We start from the raw sequence: 23,672 nt of genomic DNA, 5'->3' as shown, positions 1-23,672 counted from the left end.
ACCAAAAATGCAAAGAGGGCTTAAGGACCGTGCAAAAACTTCGTGCGTGAACGAATATTTGTTATCGAAAAAATATATGGTTTGAATTCATCCATCATTGTCTTTTCTAAATTTTCTGTGCTTATTTAAGTCCTGGTTGAATATTTTGTGATGGACATTGTTATTTTGATTTTCTTATTTTTAATAAGATGAGGGCTTTACATGGAAAGGAAGTGATTTATGACATGGGAATATAAAGTGTCAACGGGAGTATTGAGTCATAATGGCGAGTTTATCGCAAAGTGCTACAGCGGTGCGGGTGAATCGAAAGATAAACCCGAGTGTGAGCGGCAAAGGAACAAAGGCCCTATTCCACGGGGTATTTATTTTATCGCAGGGTGGAACAATCATAAAAGCGCAGAAGCACTTATTCTTGAACCTATAGCGGGCACCAATACGTTTGGGCGAGATCATTTTCAGATTCATGGGGATAAAAAAGGTCAACCGCCAGGCTCGGCATCAGCAGGTTGCATCATTATGAACGGCCAGGACAAGCGTCATATGATTTATGATTCAGGTGACACAATACTGGTGGTGCGATAATGAAATATATGATTGCGCTACTCTTCTTATGTGCTCCGATGGCTCTCTTTGCCAAAAACCACACTCCGGCGCAGATTATTCAGATGATAAACGATAAAGGTGTAAGGCGTGTTGTAGCAGCATTGTATGCTAATGATAGCGGTGAGTCGGAATGGTGGAATCATGTCATTCCAGAGATAAGTAAAGGAACTCAGGCATGGTTAGCCGTAGCGAGTGCCCTTGAACCCGGTGTAGACGCCAGTACGGCTGAAGATCTAAAGGCGGCGCTTTCAAATGCTATCCCGCATAACCCTTCGGGTGTTTTAGCAATCTTAAATGACGAAAAACCGTTGCTCACTATTGAACAAATTTGTGCTTTTGCCAATTTCCCTGAGACGGAAGCAGAGAGTAATAAGCTTTATGTCGATTCAATCAGGGAGATGTTTAAGGTTAAAAGTCCGGCGGGTAAAAGATGTCTCGCGGTTATGATCGCCACCGTTGAACACTCTGTTCCATTCGATAAGGATAATTAAATGGCCATTCCGGGATATATGTCATTAACTGACGATTCGGGTAAGATCATAAAAGGGAGTGTGAGAATTAAAGACCGTGAAAACCAGATTGAGGTTTTAGGGCTCTATCATAATGTAAGCTATAACTCTGATCTGCATAATGGCAGAGCATTGAGCAAACGCCAGCATCGCCCTTTTCTCATTGAAAAGGAAATTGATGCCTCCAGCGTTTTTCTTTATAAAGCACTCAGCACGGGCGGTACGCTCAGGAAAGCGACTGTAGACCTGTACAGGATCAATGATGCAGGCCAGGAAGAAATCTATTTCACGATAACGCTGGAAGCGGTGAAGGTCGTCACGGTTTTTTCACTGATGCATGACGTGAAAGAGACTTACCATGAAAAACAGGGCCATCTTGAGCTTGTTTTGCTTCGTTATGAAAAGATTACCTGGCATTACCGAGACGGCAACGTTATTCATTCGGATGACTGGGATTATCGGTTAGGGGCCTGATTAAGTGTCTCCGGGAGACGGAAGGTTTCCCGGAGACAGAGCGCGATGACGTTAAATTTCGCCTTTTAATCCCTCTTCCAGCTCATCAAAAAGCTGTAAATCCACATCCAGCAGCTCGACCGCGTTGCTGCGTCTAATGCCGACATTATTTTCAATAAGCAGTTCTAGCAGCCGGTCACCATCTATCAAGGTAATAGGAGCCGCACCGGGATGCAGAGCAGCTTTTTCACAGTTCCCGGCAAAACGCCCCGTGGTAATCAGTGTGCCCCGGATCGCGCTGTGATAAGGCAACGCACCTCGTAACTGGTCGATAACAGGACGGGTGATATTGCTCTGCATACGCTTAACCTGTACCACTTCCGTGATGGTGGTAATGCCCACCTGTACTCTGCCGACGACATCGACTCCCTTATCGCCCGACGCTTTAGTCACTTCCACCTGTTCATAACCCATCGCCTCCAGAAGTTGACCAATCAAATGCTCGAACTTGTAGGGATTCATGGTGCTGATTTGTTCGCGAAGCTGCTCTTTTTGCTGGTGGTTATAGCGCTTCACCGCGTCCAGAAGTTCTTTTCGTGGGTCGGCTTTTCGGGCCGGTAGGGCATTTGCTAACCATGCGCGGCCTTTATCGGTGATGTAGTAACTCATCCCTTCCCGGGCGACCATATCGCGGTCGATCAGGTTATAGAGTCGCGAGTAGAGCGTGCTTTTGATGGAGCTGGTAGAAGCGAATTTTGAATGCTGGTGTAAGAAAGCCTGCCATTCAGGGAGTAAGTCAGCACGACGGGACATTTCACGTCCAGCCAACAGTTCAAGAAGTTGCAGTAACCCTTCTTTATCGTCGAGCGCGTGTAACGTGGCATCGTCATTATTCAGGAATTGTTGCCCGCGCTGGGTGGGTACCCAGGTATCTTTCGGGGTCGTTTCCATCAGTTCGAAGACAGAAGAGTTAAGAAACAAATAGCTACCGTAGCTATGTCGGGGATTGAGAATGTGGTTATCCTGGTTCCAGATCCGCAATGCGATCTCAGCGTCTTCGCCTTGCAGGCGTTCGTTGATCCACATATCAGGTTCGGACCAGTCGACCGGGTTTTGCGGCGTGCCGGTTTGTTCCTGAATCGCACTGATCATGTTACGTACAGAATTCACTGAGTAACCGGAGACGGCTTTCATCATTGCCTGAACCTGCGCATAGGTTGGAAAAAGTGGCGTGATGACTTTGTAATTTTTCACGTTGTTCCCTTAACGATTGCTGTGGCTTTAGCTTGCCACGTCAGGGAAGAAATACTAATAACTAAGTCACTTATTTTGTAAGGTAATAATGGCTTTATAGGTTTTCTATGCGGGCAAAACACTACTCCATAGCCAGCCGCCACAACACCCACCCGCCAAACCCCATCAACACCACCCCCGCCGTGCGCTCAATCCACCACAGCGAACGGCTGAGTTTCTGTTGAACCGCCGATAGCCCCATCAGCGATACCAGCGCCAGATCCCACACCAGCACCACCATCACCATCCAGACGCCGCAGGTCGCCTGCTGAAGCAGCGTGACGTCCGGCCCCAGCAGCGCCGTCATTAGCGCCAGATAGAAAAGCGCGTTCTTCGGATTAAGCAGCGCCGAACCGAGCCCCAGCAGGATCTGCTTGCGCAGCGAAGGGCAGCGCTGGTGGGTTTCATTCAGCGCCAGCGCCTGTGGTCGGCTGCGCACCAGATGCGAGCCGATCCACAGCAGATACAGCGCCCCGCAAAGCTCGATCAGCGTAAACAGCCACGTAAACTGGCGCAGCGCGCTCCAGCCGATAATCACCAGAACAATATAGAGCGCGTTACCCGCGGCGATGCCGACGCACAGCCCGGCGCTGCCACGCAGCCGATAGCGCGCCGCGTAGCCCACAAGCAGGAAAAAATCCGGGCCCGGGCTCAACAGCGCAACAAAATGCGCCAGCGCCAGGGCGAGAAAAGCGGAAGGGAAGAACAGTTCCATAGCGACCTCAGTTAACAATCTGAGGTAAGAGTACGGTGCTGCAGAACCTATTTATTGTCTGATATTGATCGGCCCGTGGCGTACTGGCGCGGCGTGGCGGCGGTATAGCTGACGAAGGTCTTATGAAAATGGCTCTGGTCGGCAAAGCCGCTCTGGTAGCCGACGTCGGCGATGTCGTCCCCGGCGCGCAGCCGCGCTTTGGCGAACTCCACGCGGGAGACGTTGAGAAAGCTGCCCGGCGTCAGGCCGGTGTCCTGCCGGAAGGTGCGGATCAGCGTCTCCTTGCGCAGCGAGAAGCGTTGTGCAAGCTCTTCGAGAGAGGGCGGGCAGGTGAGATCGCAAAGAAATGCCTGCTGAACCTGCTGGCTGGTTGAGCGAAGCGCGTCTGCGTTATACGCGCAGCGGGGAAGGGCAGAAAGCAGCGTGTCCAGGGATGCAGGCGACATCGTCTCAACAATATCAAGGTAGTGCCTAAAGAGCGTAGGGTCGCGAATCACCTGTAGCGCCAGCGGAAGCTCGGTGTCGATATAGAGCATATGGTAGCTGCGCGGCTGCCCGGCGACGGGGTTGCAGCTGTGCGGCGCAGAGGCCGGGATCACAATGAGGTCCCCGGGATGAAGGATGTACTCTCTGTCATGACACACGCAGCAGGTCTGGCCTTCCACAATCGCGCCGATGGAGAGCTGAGGGTGACTATGGCGTTTGTACGCCTGCGTGCTCTGCCAGGTGCTGCGCAGCTCAAGGCCCTGGGTGCGGTGAAAAGTCTGGCGAACGTGTCGGGTATCGGTCATGGAAACTCCTTCTGGAGGTTTTTTATACCACGTCAGCGAACCGTCTGGCAGCGCTTCATTAAGAACCTTCCGGATATACCCAACTTTACGTCCATCGCCAGTCATGTTGACTACCCTTAATACCCTAAGCGGTAAAACAAGGAGATTCGACATGGCTTATCAGACAGTAAATCCTGCCACTAACCAGCTCATCAAAGAATACCCCTCACATACCGACGCGGATATCGAAGCGGCGCTCAGGGCGGCCGATGCGCTTTATCATTCCGAGTGGGCGAAAGGCGACATCAACCAGCGCCTGCCGGTGCTGCATAAGCTCGCCGACCTGATCGACGAGCGCGTGGAGGATCTGGCGAAAATCGCCAGCCAGGAGATGGGTAAGCTCATCGAACAGAGCCGCGGCGAGGTGAAGCTGTGCGCGCAGATCGCCCGCTACTACGCCGACAACGCGAAGCAGTTCCTGGCCCCGGTGAAGTATGACTCTGAACTCGGGGAAGCGTGGGTGGAGCATCACCCCATCGGCGTGCTGATGGCCGTTGAGCCGTGGAACTTCCCTTATTACCAGCTGATGCGCGTTCTGGCGCCGAACCTGGCGGCGGGGAACCCCGTCATCGCCAAGCATGCCAGCATCGTGCCGCACTGCGCCGAGACGTTTGCGCACCTGGTGCGCGAGGCGGGGGCGCCGGAAGGGGCGTGGACCAACCTGTTTATCTCGTCCGAGCAGGTGGCGAACATCATTGCCGACGATCGCGTACAGGGCGCAGCGCTGACCGGCTCTGAAAAGGCCGGCAGCGTGGTGGCCGCGCAGGCGGCGAAGCACATCAAAAAATCTACGCTGGAACTGGGCGGTAACGACGTCTTCGTCGTGCTGGATGATGCAGACCTGGAGAAGGCCGTCAAAATTGGCGTGAATGCGCGACTCAACAACGCCGGGCAGGTCTGCACCGCGGCGAAGCGCTTTATCCTGCATGAGAAGATTGCGGATGCCTTCCTGAGCAAATTCACCGAAGCGTTTAAGCAGGTGAAAATTGGCGATCCGCTGGACGAGAGCACCACGCTGGGGCCGCTGTCGTCTAAAGATGCGCTGGAAACGCTCACCAGACAGGTTAACGAGGCGGTGAAAAACGGTGCCACACTGCACTATGGTGGCAAGCCGGTGCAGCGCGACGGGAGCTTCTTCGAACCGACGATCCTGACGAATATCTCCCGCGACAACCCGGCGTACTTTGAAGAGTTCTTCGGCCCGGTGGCGCAGATGTACGTGGTGAAAAACGACGACGAGGCGGTCGCGCTGGCGAACGACTCCCACTACGGCCTGGGCGGGGCGGTGTTCAGCCAGGATATCGAGCGCGCGAAGAAAATGGCGTCGCGGATCGAGACCGGGATGGTGTATATCAACTGGCTCACCGATACCGCGCCAGAGCTGCCGTTCGGCGGCGTGAAGCGCTCCGGCTACGGGCGCGAGCTGTCGGATCTGGGTATCAAAGAGTTTGTGAACCAGAAGCTGGTGGTGGTGCGTAAGTAAGAGGTAATAAAAAACCTGCCAGACGGCAGGTTTTTTTTAAAGGGATTATTGCACTTCGATCTTGTCCCAGCCGCTTTTAAACATGCAGCTGTCGACTAACGTATCCCGGCGATATTCATTCGCGTCTTCTACCGTGTAGCTCGTGGAAATATCCTTTTTCTTGTTCTTTTTGTCCGTTTTTTCCGAGCTCGAACCGGTCACTACGTTATCCGGGGGCAGATCGATCAGGGCCTGTGCTTCGCATTCCGTGAGCTTTTTATTCATCTCAGTATCGCTCACGCCCGGTTTTACCCATTTGTACTGGACGCACCCGGTGAGCATCAGCGTGAGGCTCAAAACGCAAAGCGCGGTGATGCGGTGTTTCATCAGAAGCTGACTCCACCGCCGACATATGCGCCGTCAATCAGGGTGTGGTTTGGACGACCATCTTTGCCGTCAACGCTCACGTGGCGGTAGCCCACTTTCAGCGTAACCGGTTTGATTGGGGTCCAGCTTACGCCGCCGTTGGCTTCCACGTAATTTTTCACGCTGTTGTTCAGGCCTTCTGGTGCCGCATAGCCTTCACCGTACACGTGGATGCTGTCGGTCAGCGCAACGTTTACGCCGCCGCCAATCGGGAAAGCAACGCCGTTATCGCCTTTTTTCGGGCCGATGTAGATGGCTTTTGCGCCCGCGTTCAGCATCACCGGGCCCACTTCCAGGTTGTACCCTGCGCCCACGCCGCCAGTCTGGGTACCGTCGTCGGTGTTTTTCAGCCAGTTACTTTCGAGATAAACACCGGATGAGGATTTCCCCATTTCCAGATTGAGGTTGGTAAAGTTTTTACCCTGTTCAATGCTGCCGCCCATTGCCAGTGCGGAACCTGATACGGCAGCCAGAGCAGAAAGAAGAAGGATATTCATTTTTTTCATGTTTCGTGCCTCATCATCAAATTAATCTGGGGGCACCTTAACAAGCGATGTTTATGACTGCAAATGTGATGCAAATCGACTTTTAATGCTGGTATTGTTAATTTTTTTATCTTTATTTGTAACGCCAAGGTTGGGTTGTTGGTGTGTCAACGCACAAATTTCAGGCGTTGAGGAACAGTTTAATTTTGTGACTAAACGAAATCTGAACAAGCCGGGGATAGTAATTTGAGATGAATTAATTGGGATTCTAATAATTTCCAATTCCATTTCTAAAATCATATAAAAAAACAATTTTTTACATCTTTGTGGTCAATATTCGTTCAGATGCCCGGCCACGTTTTCGTTCTATGTCATTTTTCTGACACGTTTGTTCATTACGTTGTGGGCTTCACTTTCTGGATACTAACAATATGAAAAGAAAAATTATTCCTGTGCTTATCGGTTGTGCGCTCTCTTTCTCTGGCCTGGCGGCGCAGCCCACGGCGGAGCGCTATGTCGTCAGCTTCCCTGACGGCTCACACGTAAAATACAACGGCGCGTTTGCCGACGCGTTTCCGAATGGACTCCCGGTGGGGATTGGTTCTGGCCTGCTGTTTACGGGCAAGCAGGGCGATGCCCTTACCTTCGCGACCGTGACCGATCGCGGTCCCAACGCCGATGCGCCCAAAATGGGCAAAAACGAAGCCAAAATTTTTGTCACTCCGGATTTCGCGCCGCTACTGATGACTATCCGCGTTCAGAACGGCAAAGCTGAGGCAACGGATGCCCGCCCGCTGCATGATGATAAAGGCGAGATTAACGGCCTGCCGCTGCAAAGCGGCGTGATTGGCTCCACCAATGAAGTAGCGTTCAGCGATACCCTCAAAATTCTGAAGGGTGACAACCGCGGTCTGGACACGGAAGGCATCACCCCGGACGGCAAAGGCGGCTTCTGGCTGTGCGACGAGTATGGCCCGTTCCTGATTAACGTCGACGGTAAAGGGAAAATTCTGGCGATCCACGGGCCGCAGGCCGCGGAAGGGGAAAAATCCATCGCGGGCGGTCTGCCAAACGTTATCAAATGGCGCCAGCCGAACCGTGGCTTTGAAGGCCTGACCCGGATGCCGGACGGGCGTATTATCGCCGCCGTGCAAAGCACGCTGGATATCGACGGTAAGAGCAAAAAGCAGGCATTGTTTACGCGTCTGGTCAGCTTCGACCCGGCGACCGGGAAAACGGCGATGTACGGCTACCCCATCGACAGCGCGACCTACAGCAAAAACAGCGATGCTAAAATCGGCGACATCGTGGCACTGGATGACCAGCACATCCTGCTGATTGAGCAGGGTGAGGATAAAAACGACGCGATGCGTAACCTTATCTACAAGGTGGATCTGAGCAAGGCGAGCGACCTGACCGCCTTCGACAAGCCGGGCGAGTACCCGGAGTTTGATGATGAGAAAACCCTGGTGCAGCGCGGCATTACTCTTGCTGCAAAAACGCAGGTCGTCGATCTGCGCGCGCTGGGTTGGCAGCAGGAGAAGGCCGAAGGGCTGGCGCTGATCGACAGCAAACGGCTTGCGGTGGCGAACGATAACGACTTTGGCGTGAAGGTGGCGATGCAGCACCCGGTCGAGGGCAAAAAGCTCAAGGATTATCGAGTGAACGCGGAAGGCAAGCTGACGCTGGATGATAAACCGGTGGAAACCACGCTCAGCGTGAAGCCGCTGAAGAAGCCGGAATCGGACAGCGAACTGTGGATTGTGACGCTGCCGGAGGCGTTGAAATAATACCAGGCGTTACCCCTCACCCTAACCCTCTCCCCGCAGGGGAGAGGGGATTGTTTGGTGCGGTTATTTCTTCAGACCCGCAAACGCCGCCCGAATCTCTTCTTCCGGCAGCTGTATGCCAATAAACACCATCACGCTGTGCGGTGGTTCATCGACCCACGGGCGATCCCAGTCGGCGCTGTACAGGCGCTGTACGCCCTGGAACAGCAGGCGGTTCGGCTCACCGTCGATCCACAGCATCCCTTTGTAGCGCAGCAGCTTGTCGGCAAACGACAGCAGCAGGTTTTCCATCACGCGGGAGACCTCGCTGATGTCCACCGGGTAGTCCAGCTCCACCACAATCGACGCCACGTCGTTTTGCTTGTCGGACATAAAGTGGAAGCGCGGTTTCGCAGTGACGTTCTCCTCCAGCATAAAGCCGTTGGTGTTGAACAGCTGAGACAGATCGATGTCGCCATGCGTCACCGTGTAAATCGGCGCGCGGGAATTAATGCGCGTCAGCCGCTCGCGCAGTTTTTCGCTGGGTCCCGCCACGTCGGTTTTGGTCAGCAGGATGCGGTCGGCGTAGCCCACCTGAGACTGGGCGATGGTGAACTGGTTCATCTGCTCGTCGGCGTGAACCGCATCCACCAGGGCAATCACGCCGTCCAGCAGGTAGCGCTGGCAAAGAATCTCATGGGAGAAAAAGGTCTGAATGATCGGGCCGGGGTCGGCCATGCCGGTGCACTCGATCACCAGACGGTCAAAGTCGATGTCGCCACGATCGCGGCTGTCGAGCAGGTCCAGCAGGGCGTCTTCTAATTCATTAGAGCGGGTGCAGCAGATGCAGCCGTTGGTGAGGGTTTTGATCTGAGTGGCGCGATCGCCAATCAGCTGATCGTCAACCGAGACTTCGCCAAATTCGTTTTCGATGACGGCGATTTTGAAGCCGTGCTGCTCGTTCAGGATGTGGCGCAGCAGGGTGGTTTTACCGGCGCCGAGGAAACCGGTCAGCAGGGTAACGGCAATCGGGGTCATGGTCTCTCCTTTAGCAGCAGCGGACGCCGCCTTCTCCACTTCCGCCGTAGCGCGCTTCCTGACGCTCGCGGAAGAATTCGGTGTAGGTCATGTACGGCTTGTCCGGATGATTGGTCTTCATATGCTCAACATAGTTGTCATAGTCCGGAATGCCAATCAGCATTTTCGCCGCCTGACCGAGGTATTTTTTCGCTTGTCCTAAGTTACCAAACATCGCAAATCCTGATAAGAATCAAGCCCTGCATTCGCAGGGCTTGATGGCCTATTAATGATGTGAAGAGGTTTTCACGCCGCCTTCCGGTACCGGCACGTACGGGGTTTCTTTATCCGTACGGCCTTCGGTGTTGCGCACTTTCATCCAGGTTTTGATGCCGTAGAAGATAATGCTGTACACCACCACCAGGAACAGAATGCTCAGACCCGCGTTGGTGTAGTTGTTCACCACGATATGGTTCATGTTGGCAATCTGCTGGGCGGTCAGATCCGCGCCGCCTGCGGCAATCTTCTCTTTGTACTGGTTAGCCATGAAGAAGAAGCCTTCCAGCTGTGGGTTGGTGCTGAACAGCTTCAGGCCCAGCGCCCAGGTGGTGCAGAGCAGCAGCCACAGCGCGGGAACGACGGTCACCCAGATGTATTTGGTGCGTTTCATCTTCACGAGGACAACGGTGCCCAGCACCAGGGCTACGGCTGCCAGCATCTGGTTAGAGATACCGAACAGCGGCCACAGGCTCTTCACGCCGCCGAGCGGGTCAACAACGCCCTGATACAGCAGATAACCCCACAGACCTACGCAGCCGGCAGTACCCAGAACACCCGCTACCAGAGAGTCGGTTTTCTTCAGGAACGGCACGAAGTTGCCGAGCAGATCCTGCAGCATGAAGCGGCCCGCACGGGTACCTGCATCCAGCGCGGTGAGGATGAACAGCGCTTCAAACAGAATACCGAAGTGGTACCAGAAACCCATGTCCGCCCACGGCAGCACTTTGTGGAATACGTGTGCGATACCCACTGCCAGCGTCGGCGCACCGCCTGCACGGTTCAGCACTGACGGCTCGCCGATGTCTTTCGCGGTCTGCATGATCTGCTCAGGCGAAATCACGAAGCCCCAGGAGCTGACGGTTGCCGCCGCGTGTGCGCTGGCGTCTTTCAGCTGCGCCATGATCAGCGCGGTATTTTCGCCACCCATCTCGTGCAGGTTTGGCATGGTGATGCCCAGACCCGCCGGCGGGGTGTTCATCGCGAAGTACAGACCTGGCTCGATGATAGACGCCGCGACCAGCGCCATAATCGCCACGAAGGACTCCATCAGCATTGCGCCGTAACCGATGAAGCGCGCGTCGGTTTCGTTGGCCATCAGCTTCGGCGTGGTGCCGGAGGAGATCAGCGCGTGGAAGCCAGACACGGCACCGCAGGCGATGGTGATAAACAGGAACGGGAACAGGGCGCCTTTCCACAGCGGACCGGTGCCGTCAATGTACTGGGTCACCGCCGGCATTTTCAGCTCAGGGTTGATGATCACAATCCCGATCGCCAGCCCTACGATCACGCCGATCTTCAGGAAGGTCGCCAGGTAGTCGCGCGGAGCCAGAATCAGCCACACCGGCAGCAGGGCGGAAACGAACGCGTAACCGATCAGCGCGAAGGTGATGGTGGTGTCTTTGAAGGTCAGCGCCGGGCCCCAGTACGGGTCGTGCGCAATCACGCCGCCGAAGTAGATGGAGGCGACCAGCAGCACGATACCGATGACCGACACTTCGCCCACGCGGCCAGGGCGCAGGAAGCGCATGTAGATGCCCATGAACAGCGCAATCGGTACGGTAGAGCAGACGGTGAAGACGCCCCACGGACTTTCGGCCAGTGCTTTCACCACGATCAGCGCCAGCACCGCCAGGATGATGATCATAATCAGGAAGCAGCCGAAGAGAGCGATCGTGCCCGGCACGCGGCCCATCTCTTCTTTGATCATCTCGCCCAGCGACGAGCCGTTACGGCGTGAGGAGATAAACAGCACCATAAAGTCCTGCACCGCCCCCGCCAGCACCACGCCCGCCAGCAGCCAGAGCGTACCCGGCAGGTAGCCCATCTGCGCGGCCAGCACCGGGCCGACCAGCGGGCCCGCGCCTGCAATGGCGGCAAAGTGGTGACCAAACAGCACGTAGCGGTTGGTTGGCACGTAGTTCAGGCCGTCGTTGTTAATGACCGCCGGGGTGGCGCGGGTCGGGTCGAGCTTCATGACCTTCTGCGCGATGTACAAGCTGTAGTAGCGATAAGCCACAAGATAGACGGAGACAGACGCGACCACGATCCACAGGGCGCTTACGTGTTCGCCCCGGCGCAATGCGACAACCGCCAGACAGAAAGCACCGAGGATCCCGAGTAAGGCCCAGGGCACGTGCTTAAGTAGTTTTTTAGTATCCATAGTAAGACCTGGTTTTTTATGTAATGAAAAAAGGGTCAGGGTTCGTTGTGAGGAGGTATTGATAATGCTGGAGCGATCGTGCCAGATCCGCGCGCGCGTAAAGGGCGGTAAATGCGTGAGTGGTTGAAAGTGACGGGTGAGCGGTCAAAGAACGCGGCGAGTGGTTAAGGCTCGCCGCTGGCGGGGGAAATTATGTGATTGAGATCACGTGGTTTTCCGGGCTGCGCTCCATCGACAGGTAGTTTTCCAGCGTCTTGATGAGCTTCTCCTTCAGCCAGCTCGGCTCCAGGATCTGAATATTCGGCAGCCAGTAGAACAGCAGCGGCAGGATCTGGTTTTCGTGTGCTGCCTGGCAGCGAAGCGTGACGCCGCCGCGTTGTTGCTCCAGCAGCTCTTGTTCCGGCAGGAGATCGCGGCGCAGGAAGTAATGTGAAATATTATCCTTAATGAATATTTTCACGGTGAAAGTAGTTTCGGAAACCCACGGGTCGAGGCTTTTTTCCAGCAATGCCCGCACATTTTCATCAGAGGTAAAAACGTTTTTTTGAATATCAAACCAGCTAATCTGGCTTAATGAAAAGGATTTCAACCGGCTATTTTCGGTAGCTTGTAAATACCATATATTTTTTTTGTTAATGAGTTTATAGGGATTAATCAGACGGGTTTTACCCTTATAAACGATCTGACAAACATTATGGTTCTTAATCGATTTCTCGATTTTTGCTAAATGGCGGCGGATATCACGCTGTACCGTGTGCTCTGCGTCATTACCGAGGATGAGAATATGGTTTTCGTCGACGCGCGCCTCCAGTTTTTGCCAGAAGTCCGTATTTCTTTCAGGGAAAAAATTATCGGCATTCAGGAAGTTAGCCAGAGCGTGATGTAATCCCTGCCCGCCGGGAGATTGGGCGGAGTGGATCAGCCGATATAGCCCGTTACCGGTATGTTCAACAATGGGCGAGAGCGCATTTAAATCCCGGTAGACGGTACGCTCGGTAATTTTAAATTTCTCCATTAGCGCACTGCGGTTTACCACGCCATGTAAATGTAGCTCAAGGAGAATATCGACCAGACGTTCAGCCGAGCGGCTCCGCGTCGTTTTAGCCATAAGGTCTTCCTGTATATTGGGTATGCGCTGAACAATGCAAAAAGCACTGACCGGAGATGTCAGTATTCAGGCACAGAAAATTTCTCTTATGGATATATAACGGCGTGATTTAGCGGAAACCTTAGGAATTTTTGTAGAAAGCGGCGCTGGCCCGAAAAAAGGCCAGCGCGAGGGGGGATCACACGGCGGCTTCCGCCTCCATCATGACCGGATGGAAACGACGCCTGAAGTAGATCAGGCCGTGTCCCGCGTCACTCAGGATAATGTTTTTCACTTCGACAAGATAAACCAGATGCGTGCCGATGGTTTGCACCTGAATAATCTCGCCTTCGAGGCTGGCCAGCGCGCCTTTCAGCACCGGCTGCGCCAGCGGGCCTTTCTGCCAGCAGGAAAGGGCGAAGCGCTCCTCCATTGTCATGGCGGTCATTCCGGCGAAGTGGCGGGCCATGATCTCCTGCTCGTGGTTCAGCACGTTAACGCACAGCCTGCCGTTGCCCTGAAATACCGGGTTCATGGCGCTGTTGGCGTTGATGCACACCATCACCGACGGTGGGGTGTCCGTCACCGAGCAGACGGCGGTGGCGGTAATGCCGCAGCGGCCCGCCTCGCCCTCGGTGGTGACCACATTGACCGCCGCCGACAGGCTGCTCATTGCGTCGCGAAAACGCAGGCGTTGTTCATCTGAATGCATTGTAACCTCCCGCTGCGCTATTTCAGCAGCTTGTCGAGCATGTTGATATCGCTGTTGTTGTGCAGGTGCGGCACGGTCCAGCCGTGCTGGTCGTACTCGGACATGCAGCGGTCGACCATTGCCATCATCTTGTCCATATTCCCGGAGCTCTGCGCCTGACGCAGGCACTGCAGGCGGATCTCATCCTGGCTGCCGGAGTAGTTGATTTCGTACAGCTCGTGGCGGCCGCCAAACTCACTGCCGATGGCGTCCCACATCAGTTTTAAAATCTTGATGCGTTCAACGTGGTCCATACCGTTGGAGCCGCGCACGTATTTCGCCAGATACTGGTCGATCTGCGGGTTGTTCAGATCCCGGGCGCTGGACGGCAGGTAGATCAGCCCGGACGTCACGTTACGCTCGATGATGTTCTTGATCTTCGCGTAGGCCATCGGGGCCATGACGCGGTAGGTTTGCAGCGCGGCGTGATCCGGCAGATACGCGCCGTTTACCCACGGGGTGGCTTCGGAACACATGGAGTCGCTCAGCGCCCAGAACATATTGCGCCAGGCCACCACTTCGCCGAGATCCGCCTGTACGCCGCGGAACTCCAGGGTACCGGTGCACTCCAGGGATTTCTTCAGCAGGGCAGTGATGAAGTCGAGCTTCACCGCCAGGCGCACGCAGGCCTGCAGCGGGTACATGCGTGCAAAGCCGCCCTCCATTGTCCAGCGACGGCAGCGGTCGAAATCGCGGTAGATCAGCACGTTTTCCCACGGGATCAGCACGTTATCCATCACCAGGATCGCGTCGTTCTCATCGAAGCGGCTGGAGAGCGGGTAGTCGTACGGGGAGCCGGTAGCGCCTGCCACCATCTCGTAAGAGGCGCGGGAGATCAGCTTCACGCCTTCGGCGTCCATCGGCGCGACGAACATCAGTGCGAAGTCCGGGTTTTCACCCATCACCTGCGCGGAGCCGAAGCCGATCATGTTGTAGTGGGTCAGCGCCGAGTTGGTTGCCACCACTTTCGCACCGCTGACGATAATCCCGGCGTCGGTCTCTTTCTCCAGCTTGATGTAGACGTCTTTCACCTCGTCCGCAGGCTTGTGGCGGTCGATCGGCGGGTTAACGATGGCGTGGTTGAAGTACAGGCCGGTTTCCTGAATGCGGGTGTACCAGTTGCGGGCGTTCTGTTCGAACTGGCCGTAGAAGGCCGGGTTGGCGCCGAGCGCGCAGCCGAACGCGGCCTTGTAGTCCGGCGTACGTCCCATCCAGCCGTAGCTCAGGCGCGACCACTCGGCGATGGCGTCGCGCTGCTGGCGCAGGTCGTCGGCGCTTTTCGCCACGCGGAAGAACTTGTGGGTATAGCCGCCGCTGCCGGTGTCGGTCCCCCAGCACAGCGTGTCCTGCATGTCCGGCTTGTGCAGGGCGTCGTACATCTGCGCGATGGAGGCCGCCGCGTTGCGAAACGCCGGATGGGTGGTGACGTCTTTAACGCGTTCGCCGTAGATGTAAATCTCACGGCCGTCCTGCAGGCTTTTTAAATACTCTTCGCCGGTTAACGGACGTTTGGCGTCTGCGCGAAAATCTTCAGGCTTCATAGGGACCTCGTATCGGAATAGAGTTGTTAAATTTATGTTTTGTTTTTGTTGTTTAATTGAAGCCTGAGAGGGGCGAGACGTGAAGGGACGATTGGGACAACGGCGGGTACTTTTCGCGAGAGATCGCAGAGTGTGATTTCCCTCACCCTAACCCTCTCCCAAAGGGAGAGGGGACGGTTACTCCCTCTCCCTTTGGGAGAGGGCAGGGGTGAGGGGAACAGGCGACACCGGCACTTTCTGCGCCCGATACGCGCTCGGTGAGCACCCCACTAATCGGTTAAAAAACCGGGCAAAATAGGCAGGATCCTTAAACCCCAGCTGCCAGGCAATCTCGCTGACCGCGTTGTCGGAGAAGAGCAGCAGCCGTCTGGCTTCGCGCAGCTGGCGGTCGAAGATCAGCCGCTTCGGCGGGCGGTTGGCAAAGCGGCGGCAGATATCGGTCAGGCGGGATTCGGTGAGGTGCAGCTCGCCAGCGTATTCCGGCACCGTCCAGTGCTGGTGGTAGTGCGCATCAATCAGCTGGGTAAAGCGCTGGAACAGCTTCAGCTCGCCGCGCATACCGCCCGAAGCGTGGTCGTCGAGCTTTGCGTTGCGCAGCAGCAGGGTAAAGACCGCCTGCGCCAGCAGGACCAGCGTGTGCTCGCGCCCCGGCAGCTGTTCCGTGGATTCCCGGGCAATCAGCTGCCAGTAATGCTTCAGCGCCGCCAGCTCGTCCGGCCTGTCGGCCAGCGAGAGGCAGATCCCCGGCAGGCCGAAGGCTTCCCGGGTGCCGGGGTAGAGCACCTCCAGCAGCGGCCAGATCAGATCTTCGCGTACCGTCAGCACGTGGCCGTCGCTGTCGGATTCGGTGATAAACGCGTGCGGCACCGACGGCGGCGTGAGGACAAACAGCGGGGCCTGCACCGAGTAGCGGTGATCGTCGAGCTGGAGCTCAATTTGCCCGGTATCGAGAAAGTGCATCTGAAAATACTGATCATGACGATGCGCCTGCATGTCGCGGCCAAAAAAGGCCGCCATGCGGGCGAACGACTGGTAGTGCACATCGTCGGTGCCCAGACTTTCGTCGTACTCCTTGCTGATATCAATGTTGGCGATAGGGCTCTGGCACATGCTCGTTCCTCTGTTGATCCCGCTGCGTCATCGGAATGCGCGTCAGCACCAGCGCGCCGACCACCAGCAGCCCGGCCACAAACCACAGCCCGGAGCTGAAGCTGCCGGTCGCGTCGCGCAGGATCCCAATCAGCAATGGGCTGACGGCGGATCCGACGTTGCCGATGGCGTTGATCACCGCCAGCGCCACCGCGCGGGACTGCAGGCTAATAACCTGGTCCGGCGTGGTCCAGAATATCGCCATGGCGGTAAACGATCCGGTTGAGGCCATAATGATGCCAAGCAGCTGGATCAGGCTGTGATCGGTGGCTGAGGCCAGCATCCATCCCGCCGCGGCGAACAGGTACGGCAGGATGGTGTGCTTTTTTCGCTCTTTCAGCTTGTCGGAGCGGCGGCTCCACCAGATCATCCCGAGGATGGTGCAAAACTGCGGGATCGCCGCCAGCAGGCCGATGACGATGTTGCTGCTGCCCGTGTTGAAGCTTTGCAGGATCTGTGGCGTCCAGATGTTAATGGCGCTCAGGGTGTTGGTCAGGCAGAAGTAGGCCAGCGTGTAGAGCAGCACCGCAGGCGTCAGCACCTCGCGCAGCGTCGATCGCGGCGTGACGGATTGGGCAATGGCGACCTCCTGCTCGCGGGCGATCATCGCTTTCAGCGCCCGCTTTTCGTCATCGTCCAGCCAGGTGGCCTGATCCGGCGTGTCGTTGAGGTAAAACCAGGTCACCACGCCGAGCACCACCGACGGCAGCCCCTCCAGCAGGAACAGCCACTGCCAGCCCTTCAGGTTCCATAGCCCGTCCATCGCCAGAATGTAGCCGGAGAGGATCGAGCCAAGCATCATGGTCACCGGCATGGCGATCATAAACAGCGCGTTGGCGCGGGCGCGGTGATAGGCCGGGAACCACCAGGTGAGATAGACCAGGATCCCCGGCAGGAAGCCAGCTTCGGCGATGCCCACCAGCATGCGCAGGACGTAGAGCGTTTCGGGGCTGGTGGCGAACATGGTGCAGGTGGAGGCGATGCCCCACACCACCATGATCCCGGCGATCCAGCGGCGCGCGCCGATTTTCGCCAGCATGATGTTGCTCGGGATCCCGCACAGCACGTAGGTGACGTAAAACAGCGTCGCGGCCAGGCCAAACATGGTCGACGTAAGGCCCAGATCTTTACCCATCGTCAGCCCGGCAAAGCCGATGTTGATGCGGTCAAGGAACGAAAAGACAAACAGGATAAAGAGAAACACGATCAAACGACGGAACAGCTTGTTGATCGCGCGATGTTCTATAGCTTTCATATCTTGCAGGGTAGAGGTCGTCATGCTGCGCTCCAGATCTTACGTTTAGTAGACGGATTTATTGTTATTCACTGACGTAACCGGTTGTTCGATAAAGCGCGCCGCCAGCGCTTCGGCGCCGCGGGCGAGCAGGGTGGTGTCGACGCCGACGGCGACAAACAGCGCGCCGAGTTCAAGGTAGCGTTTCGCCAGCTGCTCGTTCGCCATCAGAATGCCGGGGGCTTTGCCCGCCGCACGGATCTGCGCGATCGCCTGCTCGATGGCGGCCTGCACTTCCGGGTGCTGTGGGTTGCCGGCAAAGCCCATGTCGGCGCTCAGATCCGCCGGGCCGATAAACACACCGTCGACCCCTTCCACGTCCAGGATCTGCGGCAGGTTTTTCAGCGCCTCGCGGGTTTCAATCTGCACCAGCACGCACATGGCATCGTTGGCCTGCTGCAGGTAGTCCGGGATGCGGTTCCAGCGCGACGCTCTTGCCAGGGCGCTGCCGACGCCGCGAATGCCCGCGGGCGGGTAGCGGGTCGCACGTACCGCCAGCCGCGCTTCGTCGGCGTTTTGCACCATCGGCACCAGCAGGGTTTGCGCCCCCACGTCCAGCAGCTGTTTGATCTGCACCGGGTCGTTCCACGACGGGCGCACTACCGGCTGGCTGGCGTACGGCGCGATAGCCTGCAGCTGGGTTAAGACGGTTTGCACGCTGTTCGGCGCGTGCTCGCCGTCGATCAGCAGCCAGTCGAAGCCTGCCCCCGCCAGCAGCTCGGCGCTGTAGCTGCTGGTCAGCCCCAGCCATAACCCGATTTGCGGGCGGCCCGCCTGCAGCGCCGCCTTGAATGCGTTTTGCATGTTTGTCTCCTTACACAAAGCGGCAGCTGATGGAGCCCATATTGCCGTAGTCGACGTGGAAGGTGTCGCCTCTGCTGGCCGGCACCGGGCGGGTAAACGAGCCGCCGAGGATGATTTGTCCCGGCTCAAGCTGCACGTCGTATGGCGCAAGCTTGTTCGCCAGCCACGCTACGCCGTTCGCCGGGTGGTTAAGCACGCCTGCGGCAACGCCGGTCTCTTCGATCACGCCGTTGCGGTAGAGCAGGGCGGAGATCCAGCGCAGATCCAGCTCGTCGGGCTTAATCGGGCGGCCGCCGAGGATCACCCCCGCGTTGGCGGCGTTATCGGAGATAGTGTCGAACACCTTGCGCGGGCGCTGGGTTTCCGGGTCGACGTTGTGGCAGCGGGCATCGATCAGCTCCAGCGCGGGGATGACGTAGTCCGTGGCGTTGTAGACGTCGAAGATCGTGCAGTTCGGGCCGCGCAGCGGTTTTGCCAGTACGAAGGCCAGCTCCACTTCGATGCGCGGGACGATGAAGCGATCGACGGGGATGTCGCTGCCGTCGTGGAAGAACATGTCGTCCAGCAGCGCGCCGTAATCCGGCTCGCTGATCTGCGAGCTGGCCTGCATCGCTTTGGAGGTGAGGCCGATCTTGTGGCCTTTCAGCACGCGGCCTTCGGCGATTTTCAGGCTCACCCATTCGCGCTGGACGGCATAGGCGTCTTCAATCGTAATCTCCGGGTACTCAAGGGAGATCGCACGGATCTGCTCCCGGGACTGCTCCGCCTGATGCAGGCGATGGGCGATCAGGGTATGGGTATGTTTGTCGAGCATGGCGATATCCTGTTATACGTTTGTTTTCTCCCTCTCCCAAAGGGAGAGGGGACAGTCCGTGCGGTATTACTTAAACAACGCGTGCACGTTGTTCTGCTTAAAATTCAGCGTCGGGTGTAGCTCGTCGAGCTCGAACGACAGCGCCAGATAGCGGCTCGCCATCAGATCTGCAAAATGCGTTTTGATCAGTGCAAACAGCATCTCCCCCACGGCTTCCCGGCTCTCCAGACTGCGCCCGGCGCCGATTTTCAGCGTCATATGCACAAAGGCGTAATCGTGCTTGCCGTCGGCCATCTGCCAGGTATCCAGCCAGTGGGCGCGACTGCGGATACCGCCGATGGGGAAGATGCCCGTGGCGGCGAGTGCCTCGTTCACTTTGGCGAACAGCCCTGGCAGGTCGGCCTGCTCGCGGATGTTGTCGGTACATTCGGCAATAAAGTGCGGCATGGTGGCTCCTTACGCGGGCAGCGGGAAAACGGCGTTAACCTGGCCGGTGCCGGAGCTGGCGAACAGCTCGGTGAGGAACTCCACCCTGCCGTCGTATTTGTCCCAGCCGAGCATCCCCAGCAGCATCACCGTGTCGTGCATGTTGCCCTCGCCGTAGCAGTAGTCGGCGTACTCCGGCAGCATGCTGCAAAACTCTTTGAACTGGCCTTCGCGCCACAGCTTCACCACGCGCTCGTCCATCTGGCGGTCGAACTCGCGGGTGTAGCTGTTCATTCCCTCTTCCGCGCGCTGGTCGTCGATAAAGCGGTGTGACAGCGAGCCGCTGGCGAGCACCGCCACGGTGCCGTCGTATTTCTCGATGGCGCTGACGATGGCCTCGCCCAGCCGGCGGCTGTCGGCGAAGTCGTGAACCGTGCAGAACGCCGAGATGGAGACCACTTTGAAGTGCTTATCCGCGTTCATGTAGCGCATCGGCACCAGCGTGCCGTACTCCAGCTTGAGGCTCGGGATGTTGTGCGCTTTGGCGCGCACGCCCAGCTTCACCGCCTCGTCGGCAATCAGCTGGCCGAGCGCCGGGTTGCCGTCGTAGTCGTAGGTCATGTCGCGGATAAAGTGCGGCAGCTCGTTGCTGGTGTAGACGCCCGAGAAATGGTCCGCACAGTTAATGTGGTACGCGCTGTTCACCAGCCAGTGGGTGTCGAACACGATGATGGTGTCCACGCCCAGCTCGCGGCAGCGCTTGCTGATTTCTTTATGTCCGTCGATGGCCGACTGTCGGCAGCCGTGGTTTTTGCCCGGCAGCTCGGAGAGGTACATCGACGGCACGTGGGTGATTTTTGCCGCTAACGCCAGTTTACCCATGATCAGATCCCCCATTTTGGAATCGGGTGGTCGCCCATCGAGATGCAGACGTTCTTCATCTCGGCGAACACTTCGAAGCTGTACTCGCCGCCCTCGCGGCCGGTGCCGGATGCCTTCACGCCGCCAAACGGCTGGCGCAGGTCGCGCACGTTTTGGGTGTTGACGAAAACCATCCCCGCTTCGATGCTGCGCGCCAGGCGCAGCACTTTGCTGACGTCCTGGGTCCAGATGTATGACGCCAGGCCGTACTCCACGTCGTTCGCCAGGCGCAGGCCCTCCGCTTCGTCCTTAAACGGCAGCAGGCAGGCCACCGGCCCGAAGATTTCCTCCTGCGCCACGCGCATGCGGTTGTCGACGTCCGCCAGCACCGTCGGGCGCAGGAAGTTGCCGCCTTTCAGGTGCGCGGGCAGATCGGTCGGTTTGTCCGGGCCGCCCGCCAGCAGGGTTGCACCCTCTTCAATGCCGAGGCGGATGTAGCCGGAGACTTTCTCCCAGTGCTGCTGGCTGATGAGCGCGCCAATCTGGGTATTCGGATCGTTTGGATCCCCAACGCGCAGGCGGTTGGCGCGCTCGGCAAAGCGCTTGACGAACTCCGGGTAGATGCTCTGCTGAATGAAGATGCGCGAGCCCGCGGTGCAGCGCTCGCCGTTGATCGAGAAGATGGTGAACAGGGCGGCGTCCAGCGCGCGCTCGATGTCGGCATCTTCAAAAATCAGCACCGGGGATTTGCCGCCCAGCTCCATGGAGTATTTCTTCAGCCCGGCGTTTTTCATGATGTTACGCCCGGTGGCGGTGCCGCCGGTGAAGGAGACGGCGCGCACGTCGTGGTGGCGCACCAGCGCGTCGCCTGCCGTTGCGCCGTAGCCCTGCACTACGTTCAGCACGCCCGCCGGAATGCCCGCCTCCAGCGCCAGCTCGCCCAGACGGTCGGCGGTTAGCGGGGAGAGTTCAGACATCTTCAGCACCGCGGTGTTTCCGAGTGCCAGGCACGGCGCAACCTTCCAGGTGGCGGTCATAAACGGCACGTTCCACGGCGACACCAGCGCGCAGACGCCCACCGGCTGCACCAGGGTGTAGTTGAGCATCTTGTCGTCGACCGGGTAGGTTTTGCCGTTCATCTGCTGGCACACCTCGGCGAAGAACTCGAAGTTGTGCGAGGCGCGCGGAATGAGCACGTTTTTTGTCTGGTGGATCGGCAGGCCGGTGTCGGCGGTTTCCATCGCGGCGATCTCAGGCACGTTCTGGTCGATCAGATCCCCCAGGCGACGCATCAGGCGCGCGCGCTCCTTCATCGGCAGGTTAGCCCACTTCGGGAATGCCTCTTTGGCGGCGGCGACGGCCTGGTGAATTTCAGCTTCTCCGCCGGAGGCGACTTCCGCTAATACCTCGCCGGAGGCCGGGTTGGTGGTGTGGAAGTACTCGCTTCCGGCGACGTTTTTACCGTTGATCCAGTGGTTAATCTTTTTCATTTTGCAGTTTCCTCGCTGACAATCCGGTTTACCAGGCGGCCTACGCCTTCCACTTCCACCACCACTTCATCCCCCGGCACCACATCGGACAGCCCTTTTGGCGTGCCGGTGGCAATCATGTCGCCCGGCTGCAGGGTCATAAAATCGCTCAGGTACGCGATCAGGAACGGGATGCTGAAAATGAGATCGGCGGTGGTCCCTTCCTGACGCAGCTCGCCGTTGACGAAGGTGCGAAGACGAAGGTTGTGCGGGTCGGGGATGGCCGCTTTCGGCACGATGTTCGGGCTAATGGGCGTAAGCCCGTCGCGGCTTTTGACCCGCAAGTTCGGGCGGTAGTAGTTTTCCAGGTAGTCGCGGATGGCGTAGTCGTTGCAGACCGTATAGCCCGCAACATACTCCATCGCCTCGGCTTCGCTGACCTTACGCGCGGTTTTACCGATGACCACCACCAGCTCCGCTTCGTAATGCATGTATTCGATATTGTTCGGGCGCACCGAGGTCTGGCCGTCGCCATTAAAGGTGTTTGGCGCTTTGATAAACACCAGCGGCTCGGTGGGGGGCTTGAAGTCCAGCTCGCTGGCGTGGTCGGCATAGTTCAGGCCGAGGGCAAACAGCGTGGCCTGCGGCGGCGTGCTGTGAGCAATAGCGACGCTACGCTCATCCACCACCGGGTTTTCCAGCGGCGGAAACCCTTCCGCCAGAATACGCACGCGATCCCCCGGGCGGATCTCAACGCGGCTTTGCGGGGTGCCGAGCAATATTGCATCGCCGGGATTAAGGGTGGCGAACTCGCTCAGGGCACTCAGCAGCTCGGCGGCGTTGCGCTGAAGATCGGCTGTGTTCCAGTGGTCCGCTTCGCGGCCGTTGATCTCGGTGATAATGGTCAGGTTGTCGACGTTATCAACGGCGACAGGTTCGCCGAGCGGGCAAAATCCGTCCCGGCATTTGGCCTTGATGGCCGGGCGGTAGAAGCTCTCCTCCGGCAGGCTCACCTCGTTGGCCAGCGCATACCCCGCGATGTATTCCGCGGCCTCCTCCACGCGCACCCTGCTGGCGGTTTTACCCACCACCAGTGCCACCGTCGCGCCGCTCAGCACCGTTTCCCCCTGTGGGAAGGGGATCGGTTCGCCCGCGCGAATCACGGTGTTATGCGGTTTGATAAACCACACCGGCGTTTTCGGCGGCGTGTTGTAGGGGGCTTTTTCAAATGCCTCACGCCAGGCTTCACGCTGGCTGTAATGGTTCAGCGCGACGGCAAAAACGGTACCTTTCATTCACATACTCCTTACCCCGACGGCCCGGGTTATGATATTCATTAATATGTTAATGATCTGGTTTTATGCTTTTGCTGTTCATTTCGCAATCAGAAGTGAAGAATTTGTGACATGAATAACAATAAATTTACATATTGATTTTTATATCTATTAAAATCATATGGTTAAATAAATTGACT

At 57.3% G+C, this 23,672-nt stretch carries 24 protein-coding genes; 5 read left to right on the top strand and 19 right to left on the bottom strand.

Features of this window, described 5'->3' with window-relative positions; translation table 11 throughout:
* Positions 1–219 precede the first annotated feature (219 nt).
* Genes AB8818_RS14325 through tssD form a run of 3 tightly spaced genes read left to right on the top strand, consistent with a single transcriptional unit; the run spans position 220 to position 1,586 of the window.
* The gene (locus tag AB8818_RS14325) at positions 220–582 is read left to right on the top strand and encodes a tlde1 domain-containing protein (protein WP_192981894.1); all 363 of its coding nucleotides are present in this window, start codon (positions 220–222) and stop codon (positions 580–582) included.
* Positions 582–1,094, top strand: coding sequence for a hypothetical protein (locus AB8818_RS14320; RefSeq protein ID WP_192981896.1), 513 nt, complete (start codon positions 582–584; stop codon positions 1,092–1,094). Before AB8818_RS14325 ends, AB8818_RS14320 begins: the two co-directional genes overlap by 1 nt.
* Positions 1,095–1,586 carry a type VI secretion system tube protein TssD gene (gene tssD, locus AB8818_RS14315; RefSeq protein WP_192981898.1) on the top strand — a complete coding sequence of 164 codons (492 nt, stop codon included), beginning with the start codon at positions 1,095–1,097 and terminating at the stop codon, positions 1,584–1,586.
* Between the two features lie 51 nt (positions 1,587–1,637).
* Here tssD and AB8818_RS14310 read toward each other — a convergent pair whose 3' ends face one another.
* The 3 genes from AB8818_RS14310 to AB8818_RS14300 form a co-directional block, all read right to left on the bottom strand.
* On the bottom strand, positions 1,638–2,819 hold the full coding sequence (locus AB8818_RS14310; RefSeq protein WP_192981900.1) for a restriction endonuclease: 1,182 nt from the start codon (positions 2,817–2,819) through the stop codon (positions 1,638–1,640).
* A 121-nt stretch (positions 2,820–2,940) separates the two neighbouring features.
* Positions 2,941–3,573: a LysE family translocator gene (locus tag AB8818_RS14305; protein ID WP_192981902.1), complete on the bottom strand. Its 633-nt coding sequence runs from the start codon at positions 3,571–3,573 to the stop codon at positions 2,941–2,943.
* 47 nt (positions 3,574–3,620) lie between these two features.
* Positions 3,621–4,364, bottom strand: a complete 744-nt coding sequence (locus tag AB8818_RS14300) for an AraC family transcriptional regulator (RefSeq protein ID WP_116342309.1) — start codon at positions 4,362–4,364, stop codon at positions 3,621–3,623.
* A 151-nt stretch (positions 4,365–4,515) separates the two neighbouring features.
* Between AB8818_RS14300 and AB8818_RS14295 the strand changes: the two genes are divergently transcribed.
* Positions 4,516–5,886 carry an NAD-dependent succinate-semialdehyde dehydrogenase gene (locus tag AB8818_RS14295; protein ID WP_116342311.1) on the top strand — a complete coding sequence of 457 codons (1,371 nt, stop codon included), beginning with the start codon at positions 4,516–4,518 and terminating at the stop codon, positions 5,884–5,886.
* A 45-nt stretch (positions 5,887–5,931) separates the two neighbouring features.
* Here AB8818_RS14295 and AB8818_RS14290 read toward each other — a convergent pair whose 3' ends face one another.
* Positions 5,932–6,252, bottom strand: a complete 321-nt coding sequence (locus AB8818_RS14290; protein WP_116342313.1) for a hypothetical protein — start codon at positions 6,250–6,252, stop codon at positions 5,932–5,934.
* A complete protein-coding gene (locus tag AB8818_RS14285) occupies positions 6,252–6,797 on the bottom strand; it encodes a YfaZ family outer membrane protein (RefSeq protein ID WP_116342315.1) in 546 nt (181 codons plus the stop codon). The genes AB8818_RS14290 and AB8818_RS14285 overlap by 1 nt, the downstream gene beginning before the upstream one ends.
* Before the next feature lie 410 nt (positions 6,798–7,207).
* On the opposite strand from AB8818_RS14285, the gene AB8818_RS14280 reads away from it, so the two are divergent.
* Positions 7,208–8,566 (top strand): esterase-like activity of phytase family protein, encoded by a 1,359-nt coding sequence (locus AB8818_RS14280; RefSeq protein ID WP_371199911.1) that lies wholly within the window; start codon positions 7,208–7,210, stop codon positions 8,564–8,566.
* Between the two features lie 63 nt (positions 8,567–8,629).
* Here the strand turns inward: AB8818_RS14280 and yjiA are convergent, their stop codons facing one another.
* From yjiA to hpaG, 14 genes are all read right to left on the bottom strand, one after another.
* Positions 8,630–9,583, bottom strand: a complete 954-nt coding sequence (gene yjiA, locus AB8818_RS14275; RefSeq protein ID WP_192981906.1) for a GTPase — start codon at positions 9,581–9,583, stop codon at positions 8,630–8,632.
* Positions 9,584–9,593: 10 nt separating this feature from the next.
* Complete coding sequence (locus tag AB8818_RS14270; protein WP_116342321.1) at positions 9,594–9,797, bottom strand: YbdD/YjiX family protein; 204 nt, start codon at positions 9,795–9,797, stop codon at positions 9,594–9,596.
* A 51-nt stretch (positions 9,798–9,848) separates the two neighbouring features.
* The gene (locus AB8818_RS14265) at positions 9,849–12,002 is read right to left on the bottom strand and encodes a carbon starvation CstA family protein (protein WP_163331018.1); all 2,154 of its coding nucleotides are present in this window, start codon (positions 12,000–12,002) and stop codon (positions 9,849–9,851) included.
* A 190-nt stretch (positions 12,003–12,192) separates the two neighbouring features.
* Positions 12,193–13,110: a YafY family protein gene (locus tag AB8818_RS14260; protein ID WP_116342325.1), complete on the bottom strand. Its 918-nt coding sequence runs from the start codon at positions 13,108–13,110 to the stop codon at positions 12,193–12,195.
* A gap of 178 nt (positions 13,111–13,288) precedes the next feature.
* Positions 13,289–13,801 carry a 4-hydroxyphenylacetate 3-monooxygenase reductase subunit gene (locus AB8818_RS14255; RefSeq protein ID WP_116342327.1) on the bottom strand — a complete coding sequence of 171 codons (513 nt, stop codon included), beginning with the start codon at positions 13,799–13,801 and terminating at the stop codon, positions 13,289–13,291.
* A gap of 17 nt (positions 13,802–13,818) precedes the next feature.
* Positions 13,819–15,381 (bottom strand): 4-hydroxyphenylacetate 3-monooxygenase, oxygenase component, encoded by a 1,563-nt coding sequence (gene hpaB / locus AB8818_RS14250; protein WP_028015397.1) that lies wholly within the window; start codon positions 15,379–15,381, stop codon positions 13,819–13,821.
* A 177-nt stretch (positions 15,382–15,558) separates the two neighbouring features.
* The gene (hpaA, locus tag AB8818_RS14245; RefSeq protein WP_192981909.1) at positions 15,559–16,491 is read right to left on the bottom strand and encodes a 4-hydroxyphenylacetate catabolism regulatory protein HpaA; all 933 of its coding nucleotides are present in this window, start codon (positions 16,489–16,491) and stop codon (positions 15,559–15,561) included.
* A complete protein-coding gene (gene hpaX, locus AB8818_RS14240; RefSeq protein ID WP_192981911.1) occupies positions 16,463–17,809 on the bottom strand; it encodes a 4-hydroxyphenylacetate permease in 1,347 nt (448 codons plus the stop codon). The genes hpaA and hpaX overlap by 29 nt, the downstream gene beginning before the upstream one ends.
* A gap of 21 nt (positions 17,810–17,830) precedes the next feature.
* A complete protein-coding gene (hpaI, locus tag AB8818_RS14235) occupies positions 17,831–18,628 on the bottom strand; it encodes a 4-hydroxy-2-oxoheptanedioate aldolase (RefSeq protein ID WP_192981913.1) in 798 nt (265 codons plus the stop codon).
* A gap of 10 nt (positions 18,629–18,638) precedes the next feature.
* Positions 18,639–19,442: a 2-oxo-hept-4-ene-1,7-dioate hydratase gene (gene hpaH / locus AB8818_RS14230; protein ID WP_023305397.1), complete on the bottom strand. Its 804-nt coding sequence runs from the start codon at positions 19,440–19,442 to the stop codon at positions 18,639–18,641.
* 66 nt (positions 19,443–19,508) lie between these two features.
* The gene (locus AB8818_RS14225) at positions 19,509–19,889 is read right to left on the bottom strand and encodes a 5-carboxymethyl-2-hydroxymuconate Delta-isomerase (RefSeq protein WP_192981915.1); all 381 of its coding nucleotides are present in this window, start codon (positions 19,887–19,889) and stop codon (positions 19,509–19,511) included.
* A gap of 9 nt (positions 19,890–19,898) precedes the next feature.
* Positions 19,899–20,750: a 3,4-dihydroxyphenylacetate 2,3-dioxygenase gene (gene hpaD, locus AB8818_RS14220; protein ID WP_116342619.1), complete on the bottom strand. Its 852-nt coding sequence runs from the start codon at positions 20,748–20,750 to the stop codon at positions 19,899–19,901.
* 2 nt (positions 20,751–20,752) lie between these two features.
* Positions 20,753–22,219 carry a 5-carboxymethyl-2-hydroxymuconate semialdehyde dehydrogenase gene (gene hpaE / locus AB8818_RS14215; RefSeq protein WP_133550717.1) on the bottom strand — a complete coding sequence of 489 codons (1,467 nt, stop codon included), beginning with the start codon at positions 22,217–22,219 and terminating at the stop codon, positions 20,753–20,755.
* A complete protein-coding gene (gene hpaG / locus AB8818_RS14210) occupies positions 22,216–23,493 on the bottom strand; it encodes a 4-hydroxyphenylacetate degradation bifunctional isomerase/decarboxylase (RefSeq protein ID WP_192981917.1) in 1,278 nt (425 codons plus the stop codon). The genes hpaE and hpaG overlap by 4 nt, the downstream gene beginning before the upstream one ends.
* Between the last annotated feature and the right edge of the window lie 179 nt (positions 23,494–23,672).

Source organism: Enterobacter sp. KB-280D8 (genome assembly GCF_041399405.1).
Taxonomy (GTDB): Bacteria; Pseudomonadota; Gammaproteobacteria; order Enterobacterales; family Enterobacteriaceae; genus Enterobacter; species Enterobacter cloacae_N.
The sequence above is the reverse complement of the archived record's forward strand: the minus strand, read 5'-3'. Positions and strand labels throughout refer to the sequence as shown.

What these genes read in the sequence shown, in the direction of transcription:
- AB8818_RS14285 (WP_116342315.1), bottom strand. Translation starts at nt 6,797, where the DNA reads ATGAAAAAAATGAATATCCTTCTTCTTTCTGCTCTGGCTGCCGTATCA.
- AB8818_RS14255 (WP_116342327.1), bottom strand. Translation starts at nt 13,801, where the DNA reads ATGCATTCAGATGAACAACGCCTGCGTTTTCGCGACGCAATGAGCAGC.
- yjiA (WP_192981906.1), bottom strand. Translation starts at nt 9,583, where the DNA reads ATGACCCCGATTGCCGTTACCCTGCTGACCGGTTTCCTCGGCGCCGGT.
- hpaH (WP_023305397.1), bottom strand. Translation starts at nt 19,442, where the DNA reads ATGCTCGACAAACATACCCATACCCTGATCGCCCATCGCCTGCATCAG.
- hpaX (WP_192981911.1), bottom strand. Translation starts at nt 17,809, where the DNA reads ATGACGACCTCTACCCTGCAAGATATGAAAGCTATAGAACATCGCGCG.
- AB8818_RS14295 (WP_116342311.1), top strand. Translation starts at nt 4,516, where the DNA reads ATGGCTTATCAGACAGTAAATCCTGCCACTAACCAGCTCATCAAAGAA.
- hpaD (WP_116342619.1), bottom strand. Translation starts at nt 20,750, where the DNA reads ATGGGTAAACTGGCGTTAGCGGCAAAAATCACCCACGTGCCGTCGATG.
- AB8818_RS14300 (WP_116342309.1), bottom strand. Translation starts at nt 4,364, where the DNA reads ATGACCGATACCCGACACGTTCGCCAGACTTTTCACCGCACCCAGGGC.
- AB8818_RS14290 (WP_116342313.1), bottom strand. Translation starts at nt 6,252, where the DNA reads ATGAAACACCGCATCACCGCGCTTTGCGTTTTGAGCCTCACGCTGATG.
- hpaI (WP_192981913.1), bottom strand. Translation starts at nt 18,628, where the DNA reads ATGCAAAACGCATTCAAGGCGGCGCTGCAGGCGGGCCGCCCGCAAATC.
- AB8818_RS14325 (WP_192981894.1), top strand. Translation starts at nt 220, where the DNA reads ATGACATGGGAATATAAAGTGTCAACGGGAGTATTGAGTCATAATGGC.
- hpaG (WP_192981917.1), bottom strand. Translation starts at nt 23,493, where the DNA reads ATGAAAGGTACCGTTTTTGCCGTCGCGCTGAACCATTACAGCCAGCGT.
- hpaE (WP_133550717.1), bottom strand. Translation starts at nt 22,219, where the DNA reads ATGAAAAAGATTAACCACTGGATCAACGGTAAAAACGTCGCCGGAAGC.
- AB8818_RS14320 (WP_192981896.1), top strand. Translation starts at nt 582, where the DNA reads ATGAAATATATGATTGCGCTACTCTTCTTATGTGCTCCGATGGCTCTC.
- hpaB (WP_028015397.1), bottom strand. Translation starts at nt 15,381, where the DNA reads ATGAAGCCTGAAGATTTTCGCGCAGACGCCAAACGTCCGTTAACCGGC.
- AB8818_RS14305 (WP_192981902.1), bottom strand. Translation starts at nt 3,573, where the DNA reads ATGGAACTGTTCTTCCCTTCCGCTTTTCTCGCCCTGGCGCTGGCGCAT.
- AB8818_RS14260 (WP_116342325.1), bottom strand. Translation starts at nt 13,110, where the DNA reads ATGGCTAAAACGACGCGGAGCCGCTCGGCTGAACGTCTGGTCGATATT.
- AB8818_RS14225 (WP_192981915.1), bottom strand. Translation starts at nt 19,889, where the DNA reads ATGCCGCACTTTATTGCCGAATGTACCGACAACATCCGCGAGCAGGCC.
- AB8818_RS14265 (WP_163331018.1), bottom strand. Translation starts at nt 12,002, where the DNA reads ATGGATACTAAAAAACTACTTAAGCACGTGCCCTGGGCCTTACTCGGG.
- hpaA (WP_192981909.1), bottom strand. Translation starts at nt 16,491, where the DNA reads ATGTGCCAGAGCCCTATCGCCAACATTGATATCAGCAAGGAGTACGAC.
- AB8818_RS14280 (WP_371199911.1), top strand. Translation starts at nt 7,208, where the DNA reads ATGAAAAGAAAAATTATTCCTGTGCTTATCGGTTGTGCGCTCTCTTTC.
- tssD (WP_192981898.1), top strand. Translation starts at nt 1,095, where the DNA reads ATGGCCATTCCGGGATATATGTCATTAACTGACGATTCGGGTAAGATC.
- AB8818_RS14270 (WP_116342321.1), bottom strand. Translation starts at nt 9,797, where the DNA reads ATGTTTGGTAACTTAGGACAAGCGAAAAAATACCTCGGTCAGGCGGCG.